Below are 17,729 nucleotides of genomic sequence, written 5' to 3'. Positions count from 1 at the left end.
CACCGTGCCTGTGTCCATCCTTCGAGACGCCGTGCTGCGCACGGCTCCTCAGGATGATGCAAGGGATTGAATCGATTCAATTCAGTGACGGAAGACTCTACGCCTTGCCGTAAGCGATGCTCATGGTCTCGGCGACACAGGCCGGGCGCTCCTGGCCCTCGATCTCGACGGTCCATTGGTAGGTCATGCGAATGCCGCCGTTGGGCATGTCGTCGGCGGCGAGCAGCTTCTGGCGGCCGCGAATGCGCGCACCGACCTGCACGGGGCTGGTGTAGCGCACCTTGTTCGAGCCGTAGTTGATGCCGTTCCGCATGTTGTCGATCTTCAGCACATCGCGGGCGAAGGTGGAGATCACGGAGAAGGTGAGATTGCCGTGCGCGATGGTCTTGCCATCCGGCATGTCGGTCTTGCAGCGCTCGACATCGACATGGATCCACTGATGGTCGCCGCTGGCTTCGGCGAACGTATTGATGCGCTCCTGCGTCATCACCAGCCAGTCGCTGACCCCCAGCTCCTGACCGACCAGCGCCTTCATCGCCTGCGGGCTCTCGACGATTCGCTTTGCCATGATGTCCTCCTTCATTAGCCGCTAATGGCGGCGCGGATGCGGTCGACCGCGGCATCGGGCGCGGTGAGCACGGGCGTCGCGACCGCGGCGGTAACGGCCGCCAGCGCCCGCGACGTCGAGAAATGCGCGAGCATGATCGCGTCGCAGTGTGCGAGCTCGGGCGCCCGCGCGGCGATCAGCGCGTTGTGCCGGTCGGCGTCGCCCTTGCGCAGCGCGTCCATGGCACCCTCGACGACGATCGTCTCGAGCGACGCCTTAGCCCCCGCCTCGGCGACGAACTGCTCGAACTCCTCCGTCATGGTCAGCACCGATGGCGCGAAGGTCGCGAGCATGCCGATCCGCCGGCCCCGGCCGATCGCCTCCCGGAACATCGCCTCGTTGGGCTTCAGCACGGGCACCGGCAGTTCCTTTGCCATGCGCTCGATCGCCGGCCCGAAGGCCGAGCAGGTGACGAGGATCGCCTCGGCGCCGATGCGATGCGCGTAGCTGCCGAGCTCGACGAAGCGCTCGAACATGCGCGGCGTCAGGTCGTGGTCCTTGGCGCGATCGACCGACAGAGAGGAGTCAAGCAGGTCGATAGGCTCGGCCTCGGGCCACCGCGTGGCGAACGCGCGCTGGATGGGTTCCATGGCGACGGGTGTCCCGTGCAGGAGGACGATGCGGGGCTTCTTCGACATGCGGCGGTCTTTCGAAAGGACTGCGTTTTCAGGAATTAAGAGTGCTTCAGACGGGAGACCAGGCCACCATCGCCATAGGCCTTCGCCGCTTCGGGCGAGGCGAGCAGCGCCATCCATGCGGCGGCACCCTCGGCGTTCGCCGCATCGGCAAAGATGGCGGCATCGAAGGTGGAGACGGTCTGGACCTCCTGCGGGAACGGACCGGCGACGGCGACGCCGGGGACCGACATCAGTTCGCTCACCTGCTGGATCGCTATATCGGCCTCGCCGCTCGCGACCTTCTCGCCGGTGAAGCCCATCGGGATCGCGACGGCGCGCGCGAGGACCTCGGCGGCAATCCCCAGCCGCTCGACCAGCCCGGTGAAGTAGATGCCGCTCGCACCCGCCTGGGAGTAAGCCACCGCCCGAGCGCCGACCAGCGTCCGCTTGAACGCTTCGACCGTCGAGACGTCGGGTTTCGGCGCGCCCTCGCGGACGCCGACGCCCAGGATCGAATCGGCGAGACAGACGCGGGTCTCGGGCCGCACGATGCGGTCGGCGCAGAGCCTGTCCATGGCGCCGTCGATGGCGATGATCACGTCGGCGCGCTGTCCTTCGGCAATCGACTTCATGAGGGCCGTGGTCGGACGCCAGTCGATTGCCAGGCGATAGGGCGATGCGGCCTCGAAGGCCGGCTTCAGCCAGCGATTGACGGCGACCTCGAGGGCGAGACCGCTCATGACGGTAACGGACGACGGCGATGCCACTGGACTTCACTCCTCGCACAACGGACGTCGCCACTATACCGCGATGCCGCTGAGGGACGGCGGCAAAAGTTGATCTGGAGCCGGCCTCCGCGAACGGGCATGAAGGCCTCATGGATCGTACATCCCACAAATCAGGAGGAATCGAGTGAGCTTTCGTGCTTCGGGCTTTAGCTGGCGTTTGCACTGCGGATCGAACGTCCTCGAGAAACATCTCAATGAAGTCGTTTCTCGCGCCGGCGCCAAGCGCCCCTTCGTTATCTGCTCGCCGTCCATCAACAAGCGGACCGACATCGTTCGCCGCCTCGAAAAGACGCTGGGGCCGACCTTCGCCGGCGTCTTCGATCAGATCGAAAAGGATTGCCCCTACCCGAACGTCTGCGCCGCCAGGGATGCCGCTCGCGAGGCCAAAGCCGATCTCCTCATCGCCGTCGGGGGCGGAAGCGTGCTGGTCGCCACGCGCGCGGTCGCGATCTTCCTCGGAGAAGATCGCGATCCATTCGAGCTCATGACGCAGTACCCGGCCGACAAACCGGCCTACAGCCCGCGCCTGGCGGCACCGAAGATCCCCATCGTCAACATCCCGACGACTCCCACCAGCGCCATGAATCGCGCTGGAACGGGACTGAAGAATGCCGATCTGGATCATCGAATGGAGTTCTTCGATCCCAAGACCCGGCCGCAGGCAATCCTGCTGGACGACGATGTCTTGATGACGACACCGTCTTCATCCCACCGGTCGACCGCCACCACGGTCTTCTCCGGTCTCGTGGGAGCGATCGCGGCTCCCGAATCCAATCCGCTGGTCGAAGGTGATCGCCTCCAGGCTTTCCGTCTCGCCTTTCGCGCCTATTCGGCCCTTGCTCAGGATCGCGACAATGCCGCCTCGCGTGCCGATCTCTGCATAGCGGCATTCCTTCAGAACCGGGCCGAGGACGATGGAGCCCGTATGGGCGCCAGTTCTTCCTTTGGTGGAGATTACGCCGTCTCCACCGCCCTGCATGTCCAGTTCCCCCATGTCGGTCAGGGCGAGTCGATCTCCACCATCCACGCCACCAAGATCCGGTTGTCGCAAGATGACGACACCGCCGCGGCACAGGTCGTCGCCGAAGCCCTCGGTCTCGGTCGCAGCACCGGGCCGATCAGGACGGTCATCGCCGATGAGCTGGAACGACTGTACCGCTGCGTGGGAATGCCGGTTCGTCTCAGCGAGCTGAACATCCCACGATCGGCGATCCCCCTGATCGCAGGGCTGACGGTGAAGAACTTCAATGCCAACGCAGGCGTCCGCTCGGATGGCGAACGCATTGCCGCGGCAGAGCGGCTGCTGGAGGCCGCTTACTGAATAGCCTGGAGAAAGGGTCGCGCCGGACAGAGGCGGCGGCCCGAGAGGCCCTGGGCCGCGAGGCCTCGGGGCCTCGGGGCCTGATCGTCGCGTCGCTCTACGCTAGAATTCCATCAGATTGTCGCGGAAGTGCCTGTGCGCATAAGCCTTACGCGTCGCGCCGCGGCGCTGCAGTTCGGGCACGAGGCCGTCGCAGATTTCCATGATGTAGCGGCGATCGAAGTGAGCATTGAACAGCAGGAAGCCGTCGCCGCCCACCTCCTGCATGATCTCCTGCATCAGGCCCGCGACGTGATCGGGCGTGCCCACCAGGTCGATGCCCTGCCGGCTGTTGAGCCCGCTTGCCAGCGAGCGCGGCGTCTTGCCGATCCACTTGGCAAGCGATGACTGGTGCCCGTTGGTCCGCAGATGCTCCGGCAGCGGCTCGTCGGGATCGAATTGCGCGAAGTCGATGTTGGTGAGGCGCGACATGCCCGACAGCTGCAGGTCGAGATGCTTGCCGAAATCCTCCTGCTCGAGCCGTCGGCGTTCGCGGGCGGCCTCCATCGTCGTGTCGACGATCGGATAGGCGAGAAACAGCACCTTGATATCGTCCGGATTGCGACCCCAGCCCGCGGCCTGGCGGCGGATGTCCTCGCGGAAGCTCTTCATGCCTTCGACGGTGACGGCGTTGGTGATGATCGTGTCGGCCCATCGGGACGCAAAGGCCTGGCCCCGCGCCGAGCCGCCGGCCTGGCAGATCGGCACCCTTCCCTGAGGTGAACGCGGCGCGTTGATCGGCCCGCGCACCTTGAAGTACTTGCCCTCGTGGTTGATCGGACGGACCTTCTTGCCGTCGGCGAACATGGGAATGGTACGATCGAGCACGACCGCATCCTCATCCCACGCCTCCCACAAGCGCGTGACCACCTCAGCGAATTCGCCGGCGACGTCGTATCGCTCGTCATGCGGCCGCTGGCCGGCATTACCGTAGTTTTCGGCGGCGCCGTCATTGCTGCCGGTGACGCAATTCCAGCCGATCCGACCTTCGGTGACATGGTCCAGCGAGTTGACGAGGCGCGCCAGCAGGTAGGGTGGATATTCCGAAGTCGAGAGCGTCGGCACGAGGCCGAGATGTTTGGTCGCCATCGCCAGCCAGGGGACCAGCACGGCGGGATCCAGCTTGGGCGCGCTGGCGCCATACTTGAGATAGGTGTCGTGGCTGCCCTGGTAGGTATAGGGCACCATCGAGGAGTCCTCGATGATCATGTAGTCGAAGCAGCCGCGCTCAAGCCCCTTGGCCAGGTCGACGAAGATGTCAGGCATCATCCAGCGATGCTTGTCGTAGTCGGTCCCGGGCCACATCGAGCGCCACGCCTTCGGGCCATAGCCCTGCGACAGGAACCAGGCGAGATGGAAATGATCCTTTGCCATGCTCAGGCGACCGCCTTTTTCGCCAGGCTCGCGACGAACTCGACCTGGCTCATGGCGAGGTCCGGACGATGGCCGCGATCGCGATAGAACGTCTCGTAGATCTTGAATTCCTCGAGCACACGACGCAGCTCAGTAACGGCATCGTCATGGAGGTCGACGCGCACGTCGATGTCGAAGTGATCGGGCTCGGACGCCACGAAGATCGCGGCCGACCTTTCGGTGAGGTGCCCATCGTTGCCGACCTGTCCGCCGGCATCACGTCCGCCTTCGAGTGCGGCCAGCAGTCGGAATTCGAGCGCGGCGCCGGGATCGGCCAGAAAGCCCGCAACGATACCGTCGAGCACCTCCTGTCCCGCCAGCACATTGCCGAATGCCACGAAGCCGTCGCCCTCATGGTGCCCCGCCCATGGCCGGCAGCCCGGACCGGTATGCGCGCAGGTCCTGCCCTCGCGGTCGATGATGGCGATCTGGCGCCAGTCATGGTCGGGATCGTCGGCCTTGAGCGCGGCCATCACGCCGGCTGGCGTCATGCCCTGCTCGAGCAGTTCGAGCGCGATCAGGTCGTTGTCCCGCTTCACGTAGGCCTGCGTCTTGCAGACTCCCGCACCGAAGCGGATGCCCTCGCAGCGACCGCCGGCGGCGATCGAGAAGGTGGTGATGCCGAGGCCGAGGCGGCCGGTGTCGGGACAGCGTGCAATGATCGAGAAGGTCATGGCCTAGGCTCCCTTCATCGAGGCCATGAACGCCTCCTGCCCGACCGCCCCGCGCGGGTTGCGCCCGCGGTCGGCGTAGTAGCCCTCGTACTGCTTGTAGACCGTCCAGACGCGCCGCAGCTCGTCGACCGCCTTGTCGTGCAGGTCGACGCGCAGGTCGATATCCGGATGAATATGGCGCGAGGAGACTTGAAGGGCAGCCGACCGCTCCGTCCGATGGGCCGTCGCATTGCCCTGCCCGCCCGCGTCGCGGCCATATTCCAGGGCCATCAGCAGGCGATGTTCCAGGTCGGCCTCGGGTTCCGCGAGGAACCCCTCGGCGATCGCTTCCGCGACGTGCTGGCCACGCAAGCCGTTGCCGGTGGAGACGTAGTTTTCGCCCGTCACTTCACCCGCCCAGCCGCGCACGTTCGCACCGGTATAGGCCGCCACCGCGCCGTCGCGGTCGATCACGCCGATCTGGCGATAGCTGTGCCAGGCGTCGTTGGCCTTGAGATGGTCGAGCACCGCCTGGGCGCCCAGACCCTGTGCAAGAAGGCGCAACGCGATCGCGTTGTTGTTCTCGTTGGCATTGGCCTGGCTCACCGTGACCCCGGCATTCGATCTGGTCGAATGGGCGTAGCGGCCCACCGTGACCGAATAGGTTGCGATGCCGATGCCGAGTCGGCCGGTCTTCGCGCAGCGTCCGAGAATCGTGTAGGTCATGCCGGCTCCTTGACGCGTCTGGCGTCGAGCTGCTTTGCGAAAACGTCCTGCGGGATGGCTTTCGACGGGTCGGTATCCCGGCCCCGATAGAATTCCTCGTAGAGCTTGAATTCCTCCAGCACGCGCCGCAACTCGTCGACCGCCGTTTCGTGCACGTCGACGCGGACGTCGACATCGGGGAAATCGCGCCGGTCCACCACCTTGATCGCGGCCGAACGCTCGGTGCGGTGGGCGTCGGCCGGCCCCTGGCCGCCGGCATCGCGGCCGCCTTCGATGGCGCGCAGCAGGCGATATTCCAGCGCATCGTCGGGATTCACGAGGAAACCCGCGACCATCGCGTCGAGCACCTGCGGACCGAGCAGGCCGTTGCCGAACACGACGCAATCGGCTGCCTCCTTGTGGCCCGCCCAGCCGCGGCAGCCGGGGCCGGTATGGGCGGCGACCCTGCCGTCGCGGTCCATGATCGCAACCTGGCGGAAGCCGTGCTCGGCGTCGTTACCGGCGAAGATCTCCATCACCCGCGTGGGCCCGTAGCCCTGCGCCAGGAGCTTGATGCCGAGCGGATCGTTGGTGCGGTTGGGAAACGCCTGCGTCTTGCAGACACCCACATTGGCCGCGACGCCCTCGCAACGTCCGCCCACGGCCAGCGAATAGGTGGCGATGCCGAGGCCGAGACGACCCGTGCGCCGGCAACGCCCGATCACAGAATAAGTCATCGCGTGGCCTCCTGCGCCTGGGCGAGCGTCTGGGCGAAGGCGAACTGCGGAATTGCATCCTTCGGATTCCGCGCTCGCTCCTTGTAGTAGCCGCGATAGAGCTCGTACTGCTCGAAGGCGCGGCGCAGCTCCGCGACCGCTTCGTCATGCAGATCGACGCGCAGGTCGAGCTCGGCATGATCGTAGTCGCCATAGACCATCACGGCAGCCGATCTTTCGGGGAGATGGCCGTCGTTGCCGACCTGCCCGCCGGCATCGCGGCCCGCTTCGATCGCCGCGAGGAGCCGGCGTTCGAAGGAGATCCCGGCCGCGCCTTCATAGGCCTTCGCCATGGCATCGATGACCGGCCTGCCCGCCAGCACGTTGCCCATGGCGACATAGCCGTCGCCCGTGACGTGGCCCGCCCAGCCGCGGTTCTTCGAACCGCTATAGGCCGCGAGCCGGCCCAGACGGTCAATCACCGCGATCTGACGGAATTCGTGGTTGGCATCGTTGGCTTTCAGTTCGGCCAGCACGTGCTCGGGCGCGAACCCCTGCGCCAGCAGCCGGAGCGCCAGCGGATTGTTGTCCTGGTTGACGAAGGCCTGGGTCATGGTCGCGCCGGTATTGCCGCGCAGACCGGTGCAGTAGAGACCCACGGTGATCGAGTAGGTCGCGATGCCGATGCCAACCTGCCCGGTCGTCGGACAGCGCGCGAGCAGAGTGAAGGTCATGAGCGTCTGTCTCCCGTCGATGCCTTCACCACCGTACGCATGGAACGTGCCGAACCAGCCGCCGCGGGCTCGCGCTTCAGGGGAGCGTAGGCGATCTCGTGGAGATCCTGGAACTCGCCTTGAAGGAAACGAAGGAATTCCTCGGCCGCCACCGGCAGCTGTCGGGCCGAATGCGTGATCGCATCGATCGTCGCATTGTTCACCAGCCGATCGCGGATCGGAACGGCAACCAGTTCACCCGAGCGAAGACTGTCCCAGGCCGAGAGGCGCGAGAGGAAAGTGATGCCGTGATTGACCCTGACGAACTCGACCCGCAGCTGGATCGCGTTGGTCTCCAGGGTCGGCGAAATGTGAATGCCCGCCGCGGTGCAGGCCACTTCGATCAGGATGTGACTGCCGGTATGCTTCATCGGCAAGGCGATCGGATAGGCCGCACAATCGGCCAGCGAGACTTTAGGCCGGCCGGCGAGTGGATGATGCGCCGACATGACCGCAACCAGGGGCTCGCGCATCTTGAACGCGGTCTCCAGCTCGGCCTCGGCGGGCGGATAGAAGGCGAGACCGATGTCGGTGCGGCCTTCACGAACGGCAGCCACCACCTGGTCTGAACCGTCGATCGTGATCTCGAACTGGATGCCCGGATATCGCTGGCTGAACCGGGTCATCGCGCGCGGCAGCAGGTGCGGGACCAGCGATTCGATCGAGCGGATGTTGACGGTGCCGCGGCGCAGCCCTTTCAGCGCGTCAATTTCAGAGCGCACCCTCTCGATCTGGCGCAGGTTGGTCTGGGCGTGGCGCAGGAAGATCTCACCCGCCGAGGTGAGCTTTACGCCGCGCGCATGGCGATGAAACAGCGGAACGCCCAGCTCTTCCTCTAGTTTCTGGATCTGTCGACTGAGCGCGGACTGGGCAATGTGCAATTCCTCCGCGGCCTCCCGTATCGATCCGAGCCGGGCAATCGCGGAAAAAGAGCGCAAAGGCTGATTGATCATTTCTTGGTCTCTCCTGCCTCGACCCTGATGCCGAACCGGCATCACTTCAACGCTGAAATTGCGCTTGTCCGATCACCCGCCGCGCCCCCAATTCGGTCTGGCATATGGGCACCGAGGAGACACCGCTATGCTCGATATGGTTGGGGAAGCCGTCGACCGGTTGATCACGATCGAAGCCAAGAATCACGGCATGCCGCATGGCATCCTGCTGCCGATGTACCTCGCGGCGCGCAAGGCCGCGGGCGACAGGCCGGTCACCATGGCCGCCGCCAAAGGCCTGCAGCAGGTGCTCGGCAAGGGCGACGTCGTCTTCATCATGACCGGCGCGGGCTACGAGCCCACCATGCCCAAGGGTGAGAGCGACGGGCCGCCGGGTGCCGCATCTCTCGCCCGCATCCTCTACCGTGGCCTCGGCGCCGTTCCGGTTTTCGTGAACGAGGCTTGCCACGCCGATCCGATCGTTGCGTCCAGCGAAGCCGCCGGCCTGATGGTGAAACCGTTCGAGCAGGCGCGCGATCGTCACCTCGGCGCCGCCCTCGAGAACGCACCGGATGACCAGTCGAAGATCGACGCGTGGATTTCCGAGATTTATGCGAAGTACCAGCCCAAGGCGGTCGTTGCCGCGGAACGCCTCGGCGCCGGGGCCGACGGCAACGTGCACACCGCGACCGGCTTGCCGCTCACGGGCCTGCACTCCCAATTCCAGGGCTGCATCGACATTGGCGGCGTCGTCACCGAAGCCAACAAGCGCAAGATCTTCTCGGTGGGCATCGGCGATCATGGCAACGAGCTGGGCTTCGGCACGATCTACGACACCGTCGTGGAGACCATGCCCAAGGGCAAGGCGCTCGCCACCGTCGTGAAGACCGACGTCGTGATCCCGGCGATGATGTCGAACTGGGGCTGCTACGGCGTCGAGGCCTGCCTCGCGTACCTCTTGAAGAAGCCGCAGCTCATTCATTCGCCAGATATGGAGAAGCGCATCGTCCAGGCCTGCCTCGACGCCGGCGGCCTCGAGGCGATGTACTGCACGACCGAGTTCCTGGTCGATGGGCTCGACGGCGAGACATCGATGGCCTGCATGCAGTTCCTGTCCAACATCGTGCGCAAGAATCTCGAGCCACCCGACGCGGGCCTGACCCACTGATCGAAAACTTCCAACTGAACGTGCAGAGGTAAATCATGGCAATCGACGAGATCGTAGGCGATTCGATCGACCGCGCCATCAATGTCGAAATGCGCTTCCGCGTCGGACTGCCGCGCGGCGTCACCTATCCGCTCTACGAGGCGGCTCGCAAGAAGCAGAAGAAGCCGCTCACCTGGCTGGCGGCAAAGCTGCTGAAGGACTCGATCAAGCCCGGCGACAACGTGTTCGTCATCACCGGTGCGGGGACACCGCCCGGCCTGCCCGCCGGCGAGACCGACGGCCCGCCGGGTGCAGCGGCGATCGCGCGGGCGATCGAGTTCGGGCTCGGCGGCAAGCCGATCCTGATCAGCGAAGAGCGCAACATGCCCGCGGTCATCAAGTCGACCGAGGCAGCCGGCCTCGCCGTCTACGACGAGGCACTGTTCAAGCAGCGCCGCTCCTGCGCCATGGCGATCAACTTCCCGCTGGGCGATGCCGCGGGCAAGAAAGCCGCCGCCGCGCTCATCAAGAAGTACAAGCCGGCCGCCATGGTGTTCATCGAGAAGGTCGGGCCCAACACCAAGGGTATCTACCACTCGATCATGGGCACGCCTCGTACGCCGGACAAGATCGCCAGCGCCTACCATCTGGCAGAGCAGGCGAAGACGGCAGGCGTTCCCACGATCGGCATTGGCGATGGCGGCAACGAGATCGGCTGCGGTGTCATCAAGGAAGCGGTGTCGGAGATACAGCCGTTCGGCAAGGACTGCGGCTGTCCCTGCCATGGCGGCGTTGGCACGGTTACTGAATGTGACGTGCTGGTCTTCGCCGCGGTCTCGAACTGGGGTGCCTACGGCATCGCAGCAGCGTTGGCGGGTCACTTGGGGGACCGTGAGATCCTGCACGACGAAGCAACGGAGCTCCGGATCGTGCAGGCGAGTGTCGATGGTGGCGCGATGGACGGGGCCTATTCCCGCCTCATCCCCTACGTCGATGGCACGTCGGACAAGATGCAGGCCGCGTTGATCACGATGCTTCATCAGATCATCGAGAACGGGCTGAAGGAATACGATCGCGGGTTCTGAGTTCAATATTGGGGGCGGCTATGACCAAAGGATTCCGGATGACGAGCGGCCAGGGAACGGGCCGAGGCATTAGTCGTCGCGCCTTCGGAGCGGGCGCGCTCGGCACAGGCCTGATTTTGGGGACCGGACGGGCGCCAGCCCTCGCACAGGGCAGGCGCGACCTCCGTGTCGGCACATGGGGCGGCGAGTTCGGCAATCTCAGCCCCGTGATTCGCTCGGACATCCAGGGCAGCCTGGTCATGTACAACGTGTTCGACGGGCTGGTGAAGATCAACTTCAAGGACCGCGCAGTCGAACCTTTGATGGCACTGGAGTGGAGCAATCCCGACCCGCTGACCTGGCGCATCAAGATTCGCGAAGGCGTGAAGTGGCAGAAGGGCTTTGGCGAGTTCACCGCCGAAGACGTGGTCTACACCTTCCAGTTTCACATGTCGTCGAAGAGCTTCCAGATGGGAACGGCGCTGTTCCCGATCGACACGGTGAAGAGCGACGGCAAGTACGTGGTCGAGATGAAGACCAAGCAGCCGTTCGGCGCCTTCCCCGGCGTCACCATGGGCTACGGCGGCACGATCATCTCGGCAAAGGCGCACAAGGAGATGGGCAACGACGCCTATAGCGCCACGCCCGTCGGCAACGGCCCCTTCCAGATCGAGAGCAAGAAGGGCACAGAGATCGTCCTGGCGAAGAATCCCGACTACTGGCGCCCGGGCTTCCCCAAGCTCGACAGGGTCGTCTATCGCGCCATCCCCGACTCCACCACCCGCCTGCAGGCGCTGCAGAAGGGTGAACTGGACTTCGTGACCCATCCCGATCCCAAGGACATGAAGGCCCTGCGCAAGGAGGCCAAGTACACGATCAAGTCGACGCCGGGCTGGGCATGGGACTACCAGCAGTTCAACCTCAAGGCCAAGCCGGACGCGCCCTATCAGAACAAGTTGGTGCGCCAGGCGATCTCCTACGCGATCGACCGCGAGGCGATCGTGAACGAGATCTACTACGGCGAGGCGATCGCCACGGATAACCAGATTCCGGCCGGCTACATGGCCCATCGTCAGCCGATGCTGAAGTACCCGAAGAACGGCGACCTCAAGAAGGCGAAGGAGCTGATGGCCCAGGCCGGCGTGAAGGGCTACGAGGTCGAGGTCATCACCTCCGACAAGGACTGGCTGCGCAAGGAGCTCGAACTCGTGGCCGCGATGGTCAGCCAGATCGGCATCACCTACAAGATCAAGAACATGGACATGGGCGGATTCAACAGCCTGTGGCTCAACAAGAAATTCGAGCAGCATCTCGAGGACATCACCCTGGTCGCGCCGGACCCCGACGCGACGTCCTGGTGGTTCCTGCACAGCAAGGGCAATGCATCGGCCTACGAAGTGCCGTCGATGGACGCGATGCTCGACGGCGCGCGCAGCGAGCTCGATTCGGCCAAGCGCGAGGCCATGTATCACAAGATCGTCGACACGACGCTCGAGGAATGCCCGATCATCTATCACTGCAACTCGAACAACATTCAGATCTACAACAGCAAGCTGATCGGCTTCGAACCGGCGCCGCAGGAATATACCGAGAAACTCGACACGGTTTCATGGTCTTGATCCGCTCAAGCGATAGTCTCGGCTGATGTGGTCGTATCTGGGGCGTCGCCTGATCCAGGTGCCGCTGGTCCTGCTGGTCGTGTCGCTGATGACATTCGCCATCACGCGCGCGACGCCGGGCGATCCGGTGACGATCATGCTCGGCATGCAGACTTCGCCCGAGGCGGCGAAGGCGATGCGCGAGGAGTTCAACCTCGACCGCACCCTGCCCGAGCAGTACGGGCTGTGGATCGGCAAGGTCCTGACAGGCGATCTCGGCCGCTCGATGCGTCTCAACGATCCGGTCACCACGCTGATCGCGGAGCGGCTGCCGATCAGCCTGCAGCTCGCCTTCGCCGGCATGCTGTTCGCGCTGGTGGTCTCCATTCCGCTCGGCGTGATCGCGGCACTCCGGCGCAACAGCTGGATCGATTACTTCTGCACCGGCTACACGGTGATGGGCTTTGCGCTGCCAAACTTCGGCCTGGCCTTGATCCTGATCTATGTCTTCTCGATCAAACTCGACTGGCTGCCGATCACGGGTATCGGTTCGTCCGAGGCCGAGCAGGGCGGACTGTGGAAGCACTACAGTCCCTTCATCATTCCCGCCGTCGCACTCGGCTCCCTGCAGACCGCGATGCTGACACGCCTGCTGCGCTCCAGCATGATCGACGTGCTGTCGCAGGACTATATGCGCACCGCACGGGCCAAAGGCCTGCTGCCGTCCACCATCGTGATCGTCCATGCCCTCAAGAACGCGATGATCCCTTTCGTCACCATGGCCGCCGTCCAGTTCGGCTACATGATCGGAGTCCAGGTGACGATCGAATACATCTTCGCGGTGCCCGGTATGGGATCGGCGGTGCTGAACGCCGTGGTCAACCGGGACTTCCCGGTGATCCAGGGCTTCACGCTGGTGATCGCGGTCTTCTTCCTGCTGATGAACATCCTCGCGGACATGATGTACGCGCTGCTCGATCCGCGCATCCGGTACTGATGCCGACCAAGATGACCAACACGCGCACCCTTCCCCTGCAATTCCGCGGCTCGCTGGCGCTGGCCGTCCAGCAGTTCCCGCGCAACCGCGCCGCCACCGTCGGCTTTGTCATCCTGTTCGCGATCTGCTTCGCGGCCGCCTTTGCGCCCTGGGTCGCTCCCTACGATCCGATCCAGATCAAACTCTCGATGAAGCTGAAGCCGCCGTCGTTCGAGCACCTGATGGGCACGGATCATTTCGGCCGCGATGTCTTCTCGCGCATGCTGTGGGGCGGACGGACTTCCCTCTCGGTCGGCCTGCTGGTCGTCGGCTTCGCCTTCATGCTGGGCGTGCCGCTTGGCCTTGCGTCGGGCTATTTCGGCGGCAAGGTCGACAATGCGTTGATGCGGCTGGTCGACGCCTTCCTCACCTTCCCGCCCCTGCTGCTGGCGGTGGCGCTGGTCGGCCTGCTCGGACCGGACATCAAGAACGTGATGCTGGCGCTCGGGCTGGTGCAGGCGCCGATCCTGGCGCGCATGGTCCGCGGCAGCACCCTGGCCGTCCGTGAAGACGTCTATGTGACCGCCGCCCGTGCGCTGGGCGCCAGTCCGCTGCGCATCGTGCTCTCGCACCTGTTGCGCAACATGGTATCGCCGATCGTCGTCCAGCTCACCGTCGTCTTCGCGGCCGCCGTCGTGTCGGAGGCATCGCTCAGCTTCCTGGGCTTCGGCACTCAGCCCCCGGCGCCCAGCTGGGGCCGCGACATGAGCGAGGCCCGTCGCTTCTTGGCCGACGCGCCGTGGATGTTCCTGGCGCCGACCTCGATCATCGCGGTCTGCGTCCTCAGCATCAACTTCATGGGCGACGGTCTGCGCGATGCGCTCGACCCGCGCGCCTGGCGCACGCGCCGCAGCGTGGGAGCCGACGCATGAGCCTGTTGCGCGTCCGCAACCTCCACACCCGCTTCGCCACCGATCGCGGCGACGTGCGCGCGGTCAATGGCGTGTCGTTCGATCTCGAAGAGGGTGAAATTCTGGGGCTGGTGGGCGAAAGCGGCAGCGGCAAGAGCGTGACGGCGCTCTCGATCATGCGCCTCGTGCCCGAGCCGCCCGGAAGCATCTCCGCCGACAGCCTGGCCTTCGACGGCCGCGAACTGCTGGCTCTCAGCGAAGCCGAGATGCGCGAGGAGCGCGGCTCGAGCATGGCGATGATCTTCCAGGATCCCATGCGCTCGCTCAATCCTGTGCTCACCATCGGCCGGCAGATGACCGAAGTGCTGCGCCGGCACCAGAAGCTCGACGGTTCCGCCGCGAAACGCCGGGCGATCGAGCTGCTCGAGACAGTGGGAATTCCCTCGGCGGAAAAGCGTCTGGGCGCCTATCCGCACCAGTTCTCCGGCGGCATGCGCCAGAGGGTGATGATCGCCATCGCGCTGTCCTGCAATCCACGCCTGTTGATCGCCGACGAGGCGACGACGGCGCTCGACGTCACCATCCAGGCGCAGATCGTCGACCTCGTGAAGCGCCTGACGCGCGAGCGCGGCACCTCGGTGATCTGGATCAGCCACGATCTCGGCGTCGTCGCGGGCCTGTGCGACAAGGTCAACGTCATGTACGCGGGCAACGTGGTCGAATCCGGGCCGATCCGCGAACTGTTCCATCGCCCGAGTCACGGCTACACGCTCGGTCTGATGGGCTCGACGCCGAGGGTCGACGGCACGGGCGTGCGCCGCCTCACTCCCATCGAGGGTATGCCGCCCAGCCTGATCGAACCAATCCCGCTCTGTCCGTTCCTGCCGCGCTGCCGGGTTTCCATTCCCGCCTGCCAGACTGTGTCACCGGAGCGCCGCGATTTCGGCAGTGATCACTGGGCCCGCTGCCTCGCGGATCTCAAGCCTGGAGATCGGGCGCCATGAGTACGCTGCTCGAAGTCGAAGACCTCGATGTCCATTTCGGCCGACCCGACGCACCGGGCACCGTGAAGGCCGTCGACGGCGTCTCGTTCAAGGTCGAGAAGGGCCGAACGCTGGGCCTCGTGGGCGAGTCGGGCTGCGGCAAGTCGACGACCGGTTATGCGATCCTGCAGCTCGTGCGCGCGACCTCGGGCCGGGTGCTGTTCGACGGGACGGATCTCCGCCAGCTGGGCCGACGTGACCTGCGCCGGATGCGGCGGAAGCTGCAGATCATCTTCCAGGACGCGCACGCCTCGCTCAATCCGCGCATGCCGATCGGCGATCTCGTGGGCGAGGCACTCGACATCCATGGCCTGTTCCGGGGCGCCGCGCGCGCGCGCCGCATCCGCGAGCTGCTCGACATGGTCGGTCTCTCGGGATCGTTCTTCGAACGCTACCCGCACGAGCTCAGCGGCGGCCAGGCCCAGCGGGTTGCGATCTGCCGCGCCCTCGCGGTCGAGCCCGAGCTGATCATCTGCGACGAGCCGGTGTCGGCTCTCGACGTCTCGATCCAGGCGCAGATCGTGAACCTGCTGCAGGATCTGCAGGAGAGCCTCGGCCTCACCTACATCTTCATCAGTCACGATCTCAGTGTCGTCCGGCACATCAGCGACCAGGTGGCCGTGATGTATCTCGGCAAGATCGTCGAGATGGCCGGCAAGACCGAAATTTACGGCGCACCGGCGCATCCCTACACAAAGTCGCTGATGTCGGCGGTGCCGGTGCCGGATCCCGACGTCGAAACCCACCGTCAGCGCATCATCCTGAAGGGCGACCTGCCCAATCCGGCCGACCCGCCGTCAGGCTGCCGCTTCCGTACGCGCTGCCCCGTCGCCGTCCCCGAGTGCGCCGCCGTAGACCCGCCGCAGTATCCGCTGGGCGACGGTCACTGGGCCAAATGCATCCGTCTCACAGGAGTAAACCCGCATGTCTAAGCCGTTTCATCTCGCCTGGTTCCTGGGCCAGAGCTTTGCGTCCAAGAACTGGCGCTCGATGTGGGCCGGCAGTGCCTCCGACGTCCAGCGCTGGATGATGCCCGATATCTTCATCGACCTTGCCAAGGGGATGGAACGCGCCTGCTTCGATTACATGATCATCGAGGACTCCTCGAACGTTCCCTATACCTACAAGGGCAATCACGACACCTACCTGCAGTATGCCCAGGGCACGCCCAAGCTCGATCCGCCGGTCCTCGTGCCGTACCTGGCACAGCACACCACGCATCTCGGCCTCGTCCCGACGCTTTCGATCTCCGAATACCCGCCCTATCTCGCGGCGCGCCTCATCAATTCGCTCGACCATGTCACCGAGGGCCGTATCGGCTGGAACTGCGTGACGGGAAGCAATGACGGCACCGCGCAGAACTACGGCAATGAGAAGCACCGGCCACACGATGAGCGCTACGAGGTGGCCGACGAATTCGCCGACGTCGTGACCAGGCTGTGGGAAGCGTGGGACGCGGACGCTGTGGTGCTCGACCCCGTCACGCCGATGTTCGCCGACGGCAAGAAGGTCCGGCCGATCAATCACGAGGGCAAGTACTTCAAGGTGCGCGGCCCGATCAACGCGCCGCGTTCCCCCCAGGGGCGCGTGCCGATCGTGCAAGCGGGCGGCTCCGCCGCGGGCAAGATGTTCGCGTCGAAGTGGGCCGACACCATCATCACGGAAGGCGCCAACATCGAGAAGATGAAGGCCTATCGCGAGGAGGTGCGCACCAACGCCGCCGCCATGGGGCGCAATCCCGACGACATCAAGCTCCTGTTCCTGTGCTCTCCGATCGTCGACACGACAATGGAAGCGGCGCGCGAGCGGCGGCGGCTGCAACAGGAGGACTCGCTGAAGTACGTCGACATGCAGCTCGCCGGCATGTCGCGGCTGACCGGCATCGACTTCTCCAAGTTCGATCTCGACGAAAATCTGCCGATGGACCTGAAGACCAACGGCCACCAGTCCTCCCTTGCCCGCTGGCTCGGCAAGCCCCTGCGGGAGATCGTGCGCGGTTACGCCAGCAAGGGCAGCCTCGACTATACCGGTACGCCCGAGCACGTGGCGGGCGTCATGCGGGAGGTCATGGAGGAAGTGGGTGGCGACGGCTTCCTGATTTCCGATACCCCCATCGACCGTCGCGGCGTGATGGAGGTCTGCGACGGGCTGGTGCCGGAGCTGCAGCGCCAGGGCCTGACCCGCAAGGCCTATGCGCACAAGCACCTGCGCGACAACCTGCTGGAATTCTGACCCTCGTACCTTTTGTCGTTCGGGGAGTGGCGAAGCTAGACTGAAGGCCACTCCCCGGGCGTCGGCCGAGTGTGTGTCAGGGGCGCCGCTCGACTAGATACCGAGGTCCTTCTTCGTGTCGTCGAGCGCGAGCTTGAAGCGCTTGCACATCTCGCCGATCTGCTCCTCGGTGATGATGAGCGGCGGGGTGAAGG

18 protein-coding genes are annotated in these 17,729 nt (G+C 65.0%); 9 read left to right on the top strand and 9 right to left on the bottom strand.

Annotation, left to right across the window (positions count from 1 at the left end; all coding sequences use genetic code 11):
• Positions 1 to 97: 97 nt before the first annotated feature.
• From ACT6UX_RS29480 to ACT6UX_RS29470, 3 genes are read right to left on the bottom strand one after another with little or no spacing between them, the layout of a single operon-like run.
• Positions 98 to 568, bottom strand: a complete 471-nt coding sequence (locus ACT6UX_RS29480; protein ID WP_444778717.1) for a MaoC family dehydratase — start codon at positions 566 to 568, stop codon at positions 98 to 100.
• A gap of 14 nt (positions 569 to 582) precedes the next feature.
• Positions 583 to 1,245 carry an aspartate/glutamate racemase family protein gene (locus ACT6UX_RS29475; protein ID WP_444778716.1) on the bottom strand — a complete coding sequence of 221 codons (663 nt, stop codon included), beginning with the start codon at positions 1,243 to 1,245 and terminating at the stop codon, positions 583 to 585.
• Positions 1,246 to 1,280: 35 nt separating this feature from the next.
• Positions 1,281 to 1,991, bottom strand: coding sequence for a substrate-binding domain-containing protein (locus ACT6UX_RS29470; RefSeq protein WP_444778715.1), 711 nt, complete (start codon positions 1,989 to 1,991; stop codon positions 1,281 to 1,283).
• Positions 1,992 to 2,136: 145 nt separating this feature from the next.
• On the opposite strand from ACT6UX_RS29470, the gene ACT6UX_RS29465 reads away from it, so the two are divergent.
• Entirely contained in the window at positions 2,137 to 3,333 is a 1,197-nt protein-coding gene (locus tag ACT6UX_RS29465; protein WP_444778714.1) for an iron-containing alcohol dehydrogenase, read from the top strand.
• A gap of 102 nt (positions 3,334 to 3,435) precedes the next feature.
• On the opposite strand, the gene ACT6UX_RS29460 is transcribed toward ACT6UX_RS29465, so the two are convergent.
• The 6 genes from ACT6UX_RS29460 to ACT6UX_RS29435 are packed head-to-tail and all read right to left on the bottom strand — an operon-like array spanning position 3,436 to position 8,585.
• Complete coding sequence (locus ACT6UX_RS29460) at positions 3,436 to 4,746, bottom strand: NtaA/DmoA family FMN-dependent monooxygenase (RefSeq protein ID WP_444778713.1); 1,311 nt, start codon at positions 4,744 to 4,746, stop codon at positions 3,436 to 3,438.
• 2 nt (positions 4,747 to 4,748) lie between these two features.
• The gene (locus ACT6UX_RS29455; protein WP_444778712.1) at positions 4,749 to 5,459 is read right to left on the bottom strand and encodes a DUF1028 domain-containing protein; all 711 of its coding nucleotides are present in this window, start codon (positions 5,457 to 5,459) and stop codon (positions 4,749 to 4,751) included.
• A gap of 3 nt (positions 5,460 to 5,462) precedes the next feature.
• On the bottom strand, positions 5,463 to 6,164 hold the full coding sequence (locus ACT6UX_RS29450; protein ID WP_444778711.1) for a DUF1028 domain-containing protein: 702 nt from the start codon (positions 6,162 to 6,164) through the stop codon (positions 5,463 to 5,465).
• Entirely contained in the window at positions 6,161 to 6,880 is a 720-nt protein-coding gene (locus ACT6UX_RS29445) for a DUF1028 domain-containing protein (protein ID WP_444778710.1), read from the bottom strand. Before ACT6UX_RS29445 ends, ACT6UX_RS29450 begins: the two co-directional genes overlap by 4 nt.
• On the bottom strand, positions 6,877 to 7,593 hold the full coding sequence (locus ACT6UX_RS29440; protein WP_444778709.1) for a DUF1028 domain-containing protein: 717 nt from the start codon (positions 7,591 to 7,593) through the stop codon (positions 6,877 to 6,879). The genes ACT6UX_RS29445 and ACT6UX_RS29440 overlap by 4 nt, the downstream gene beginning before the upstream one ends.
• On the bottom strand, positions 7,590 to 8,585 hold the full coding sequence (locus ACT6UX_RS29435) for a LysR family transcriptional regulator (RefSeq protein WP_444778708.1): 996 nt from the start codon (positions 8,583 to 8,585) through the stop codon (positions 7,590 to 7,592). Before ACT6UX_RS29435 ends, ACT6UX_RS29440 begins: the two co-directional genes overlap by 4 nt.
• Positions 8,586 to 8,712: 127 nt before the next feature.
• Between ACT6UX_RS29435 and ACT6UX_RS29430 the strand changes: the two genes are divergently transcribed.
• From ACT6UX_RS29430 to ACT6UX_RS29395, 8 genes are read left to right on the top strand one after another with little or no spacing between them, the layout of a single operon-like run.
• Complete coding sequence (locus ACT6UX_RS29430; protein ID WP_444778707.1) at positions 8,713 to 9,732, top strand: glutamate cyclase domain-containing protein; 1,020 nt, start codon at positions 8,713 to 8,715, stop codon at positions 9,730 to 9,732.
• 35 nt (positions 9,733 to 9,767) lie between these two features.
• Complete coding sequence (locus ACT6UX_RS29425; RefSeq protein ID WP_444778706.1) at positions 9,768 to 10,796, top strand: glutamate cyclase domain-containing protein; 1,029 nt, start codon at positions 9,768 to 9,770, stop codon at positions 10,794 to 10,796.
• A gap of 38 nt (positions 10,797 to 10,834) precedes the next feature.
• Positions 10,835 to 12,394: an ABC transporter substrate-binding protein gene (locus ACT6UX_RS29420; protein ID WP_444778705.1), complete on the top strand. Its 1,560-nt coding sequence runs from the start codon at positions 10,835 to 10,837 to the stop codon at positions 12,392 to 12,394.
• A 25-nt stretch (positions 12,395 to 12,419) separates the two neighbouring features.
• On the top strand, positions 12,420 to 13,370 hold the full coding sequence (locus ACT6UX_RS29415) for an ABC transporter permease (RefSeq protein WP_444778704.1): 951 nt from the start codon (positions 12,420 to 12,422) through the stop codon (positions 13,368 to 13,370).
• Positions 13,370 to 14,281, top strand: a complete 912-nt coding sequence (locus ACT6UX_RS29410; protein ID WP_444778703.1) for an ABC transporter permease — start codon at positions 13,370 to 13,372, stop codon at positions 14,279 to 14,281. The genes ACT6UX_RS29415 and ACT6UX_RS29410 overlap by 1 nt, the downstream gene beginning before the upstream one ends.
• Entirely contained in the window at positions 14,278 to 15,264 is a 987-nt protein-coding gene (locus ACT6UX_RS29405) for an ABC transporter ATP-binding protein (protein ID WP_444778702.1), read from the top strand. The genes ACT6UX_RS29410 and ACT6UX_RS29405 overlap by 4 nt, the downstream gene beginning before the upstream one ends.
• On the top strand, positions 15,261 to 16,235 hold the full coding sequence (locus tag ACT6UX_RS29400) for an ABC transporter ATP-binding protein (protein ID WP_444778701.1): 975 nt from the start codon (positions 15,261 to 15,263) through the stop codon (positions 16,233 to 16,235). Before ACT6UX_RS29405 ends, ACT6UX_RS29400 begins: the two co-directional genes overlap by 4 nt.
• The gene (locus tag ACT6UX_RS29395) at positions 16,228 to 17,535 is read left to right on the top strand and encodes an NtaA/DmoA family FMN-dependent monooxygenase (RefSeq protein ID WP_444778700.1); all 1,308 of its coding nucleotides are present in this window, start codon (positions 16,228 to 16,230) and stop codon (positions 17,533 to 17,535) included. Before ACT6UX_RS29400 ends, ACT6UX_RS29395 begins: the two co-directional genes overlap by 8 nt.
• Positions 17,536 to 17,729 lie beyond the last annotated feature (194 nt).

It is taken from the genome of Reyranella sp. (assembly GCF_052439685.1).
Lineage (GTDB): Bacteria > Pseudomonadota > Alphaproteobacteria > Reyranellales > Reyranellaceae > Reyranella.
Note: the sequence above shows the minus strand (reverse complement) of the source record. Positions and strands in the feature narration are given on the sequence as shown.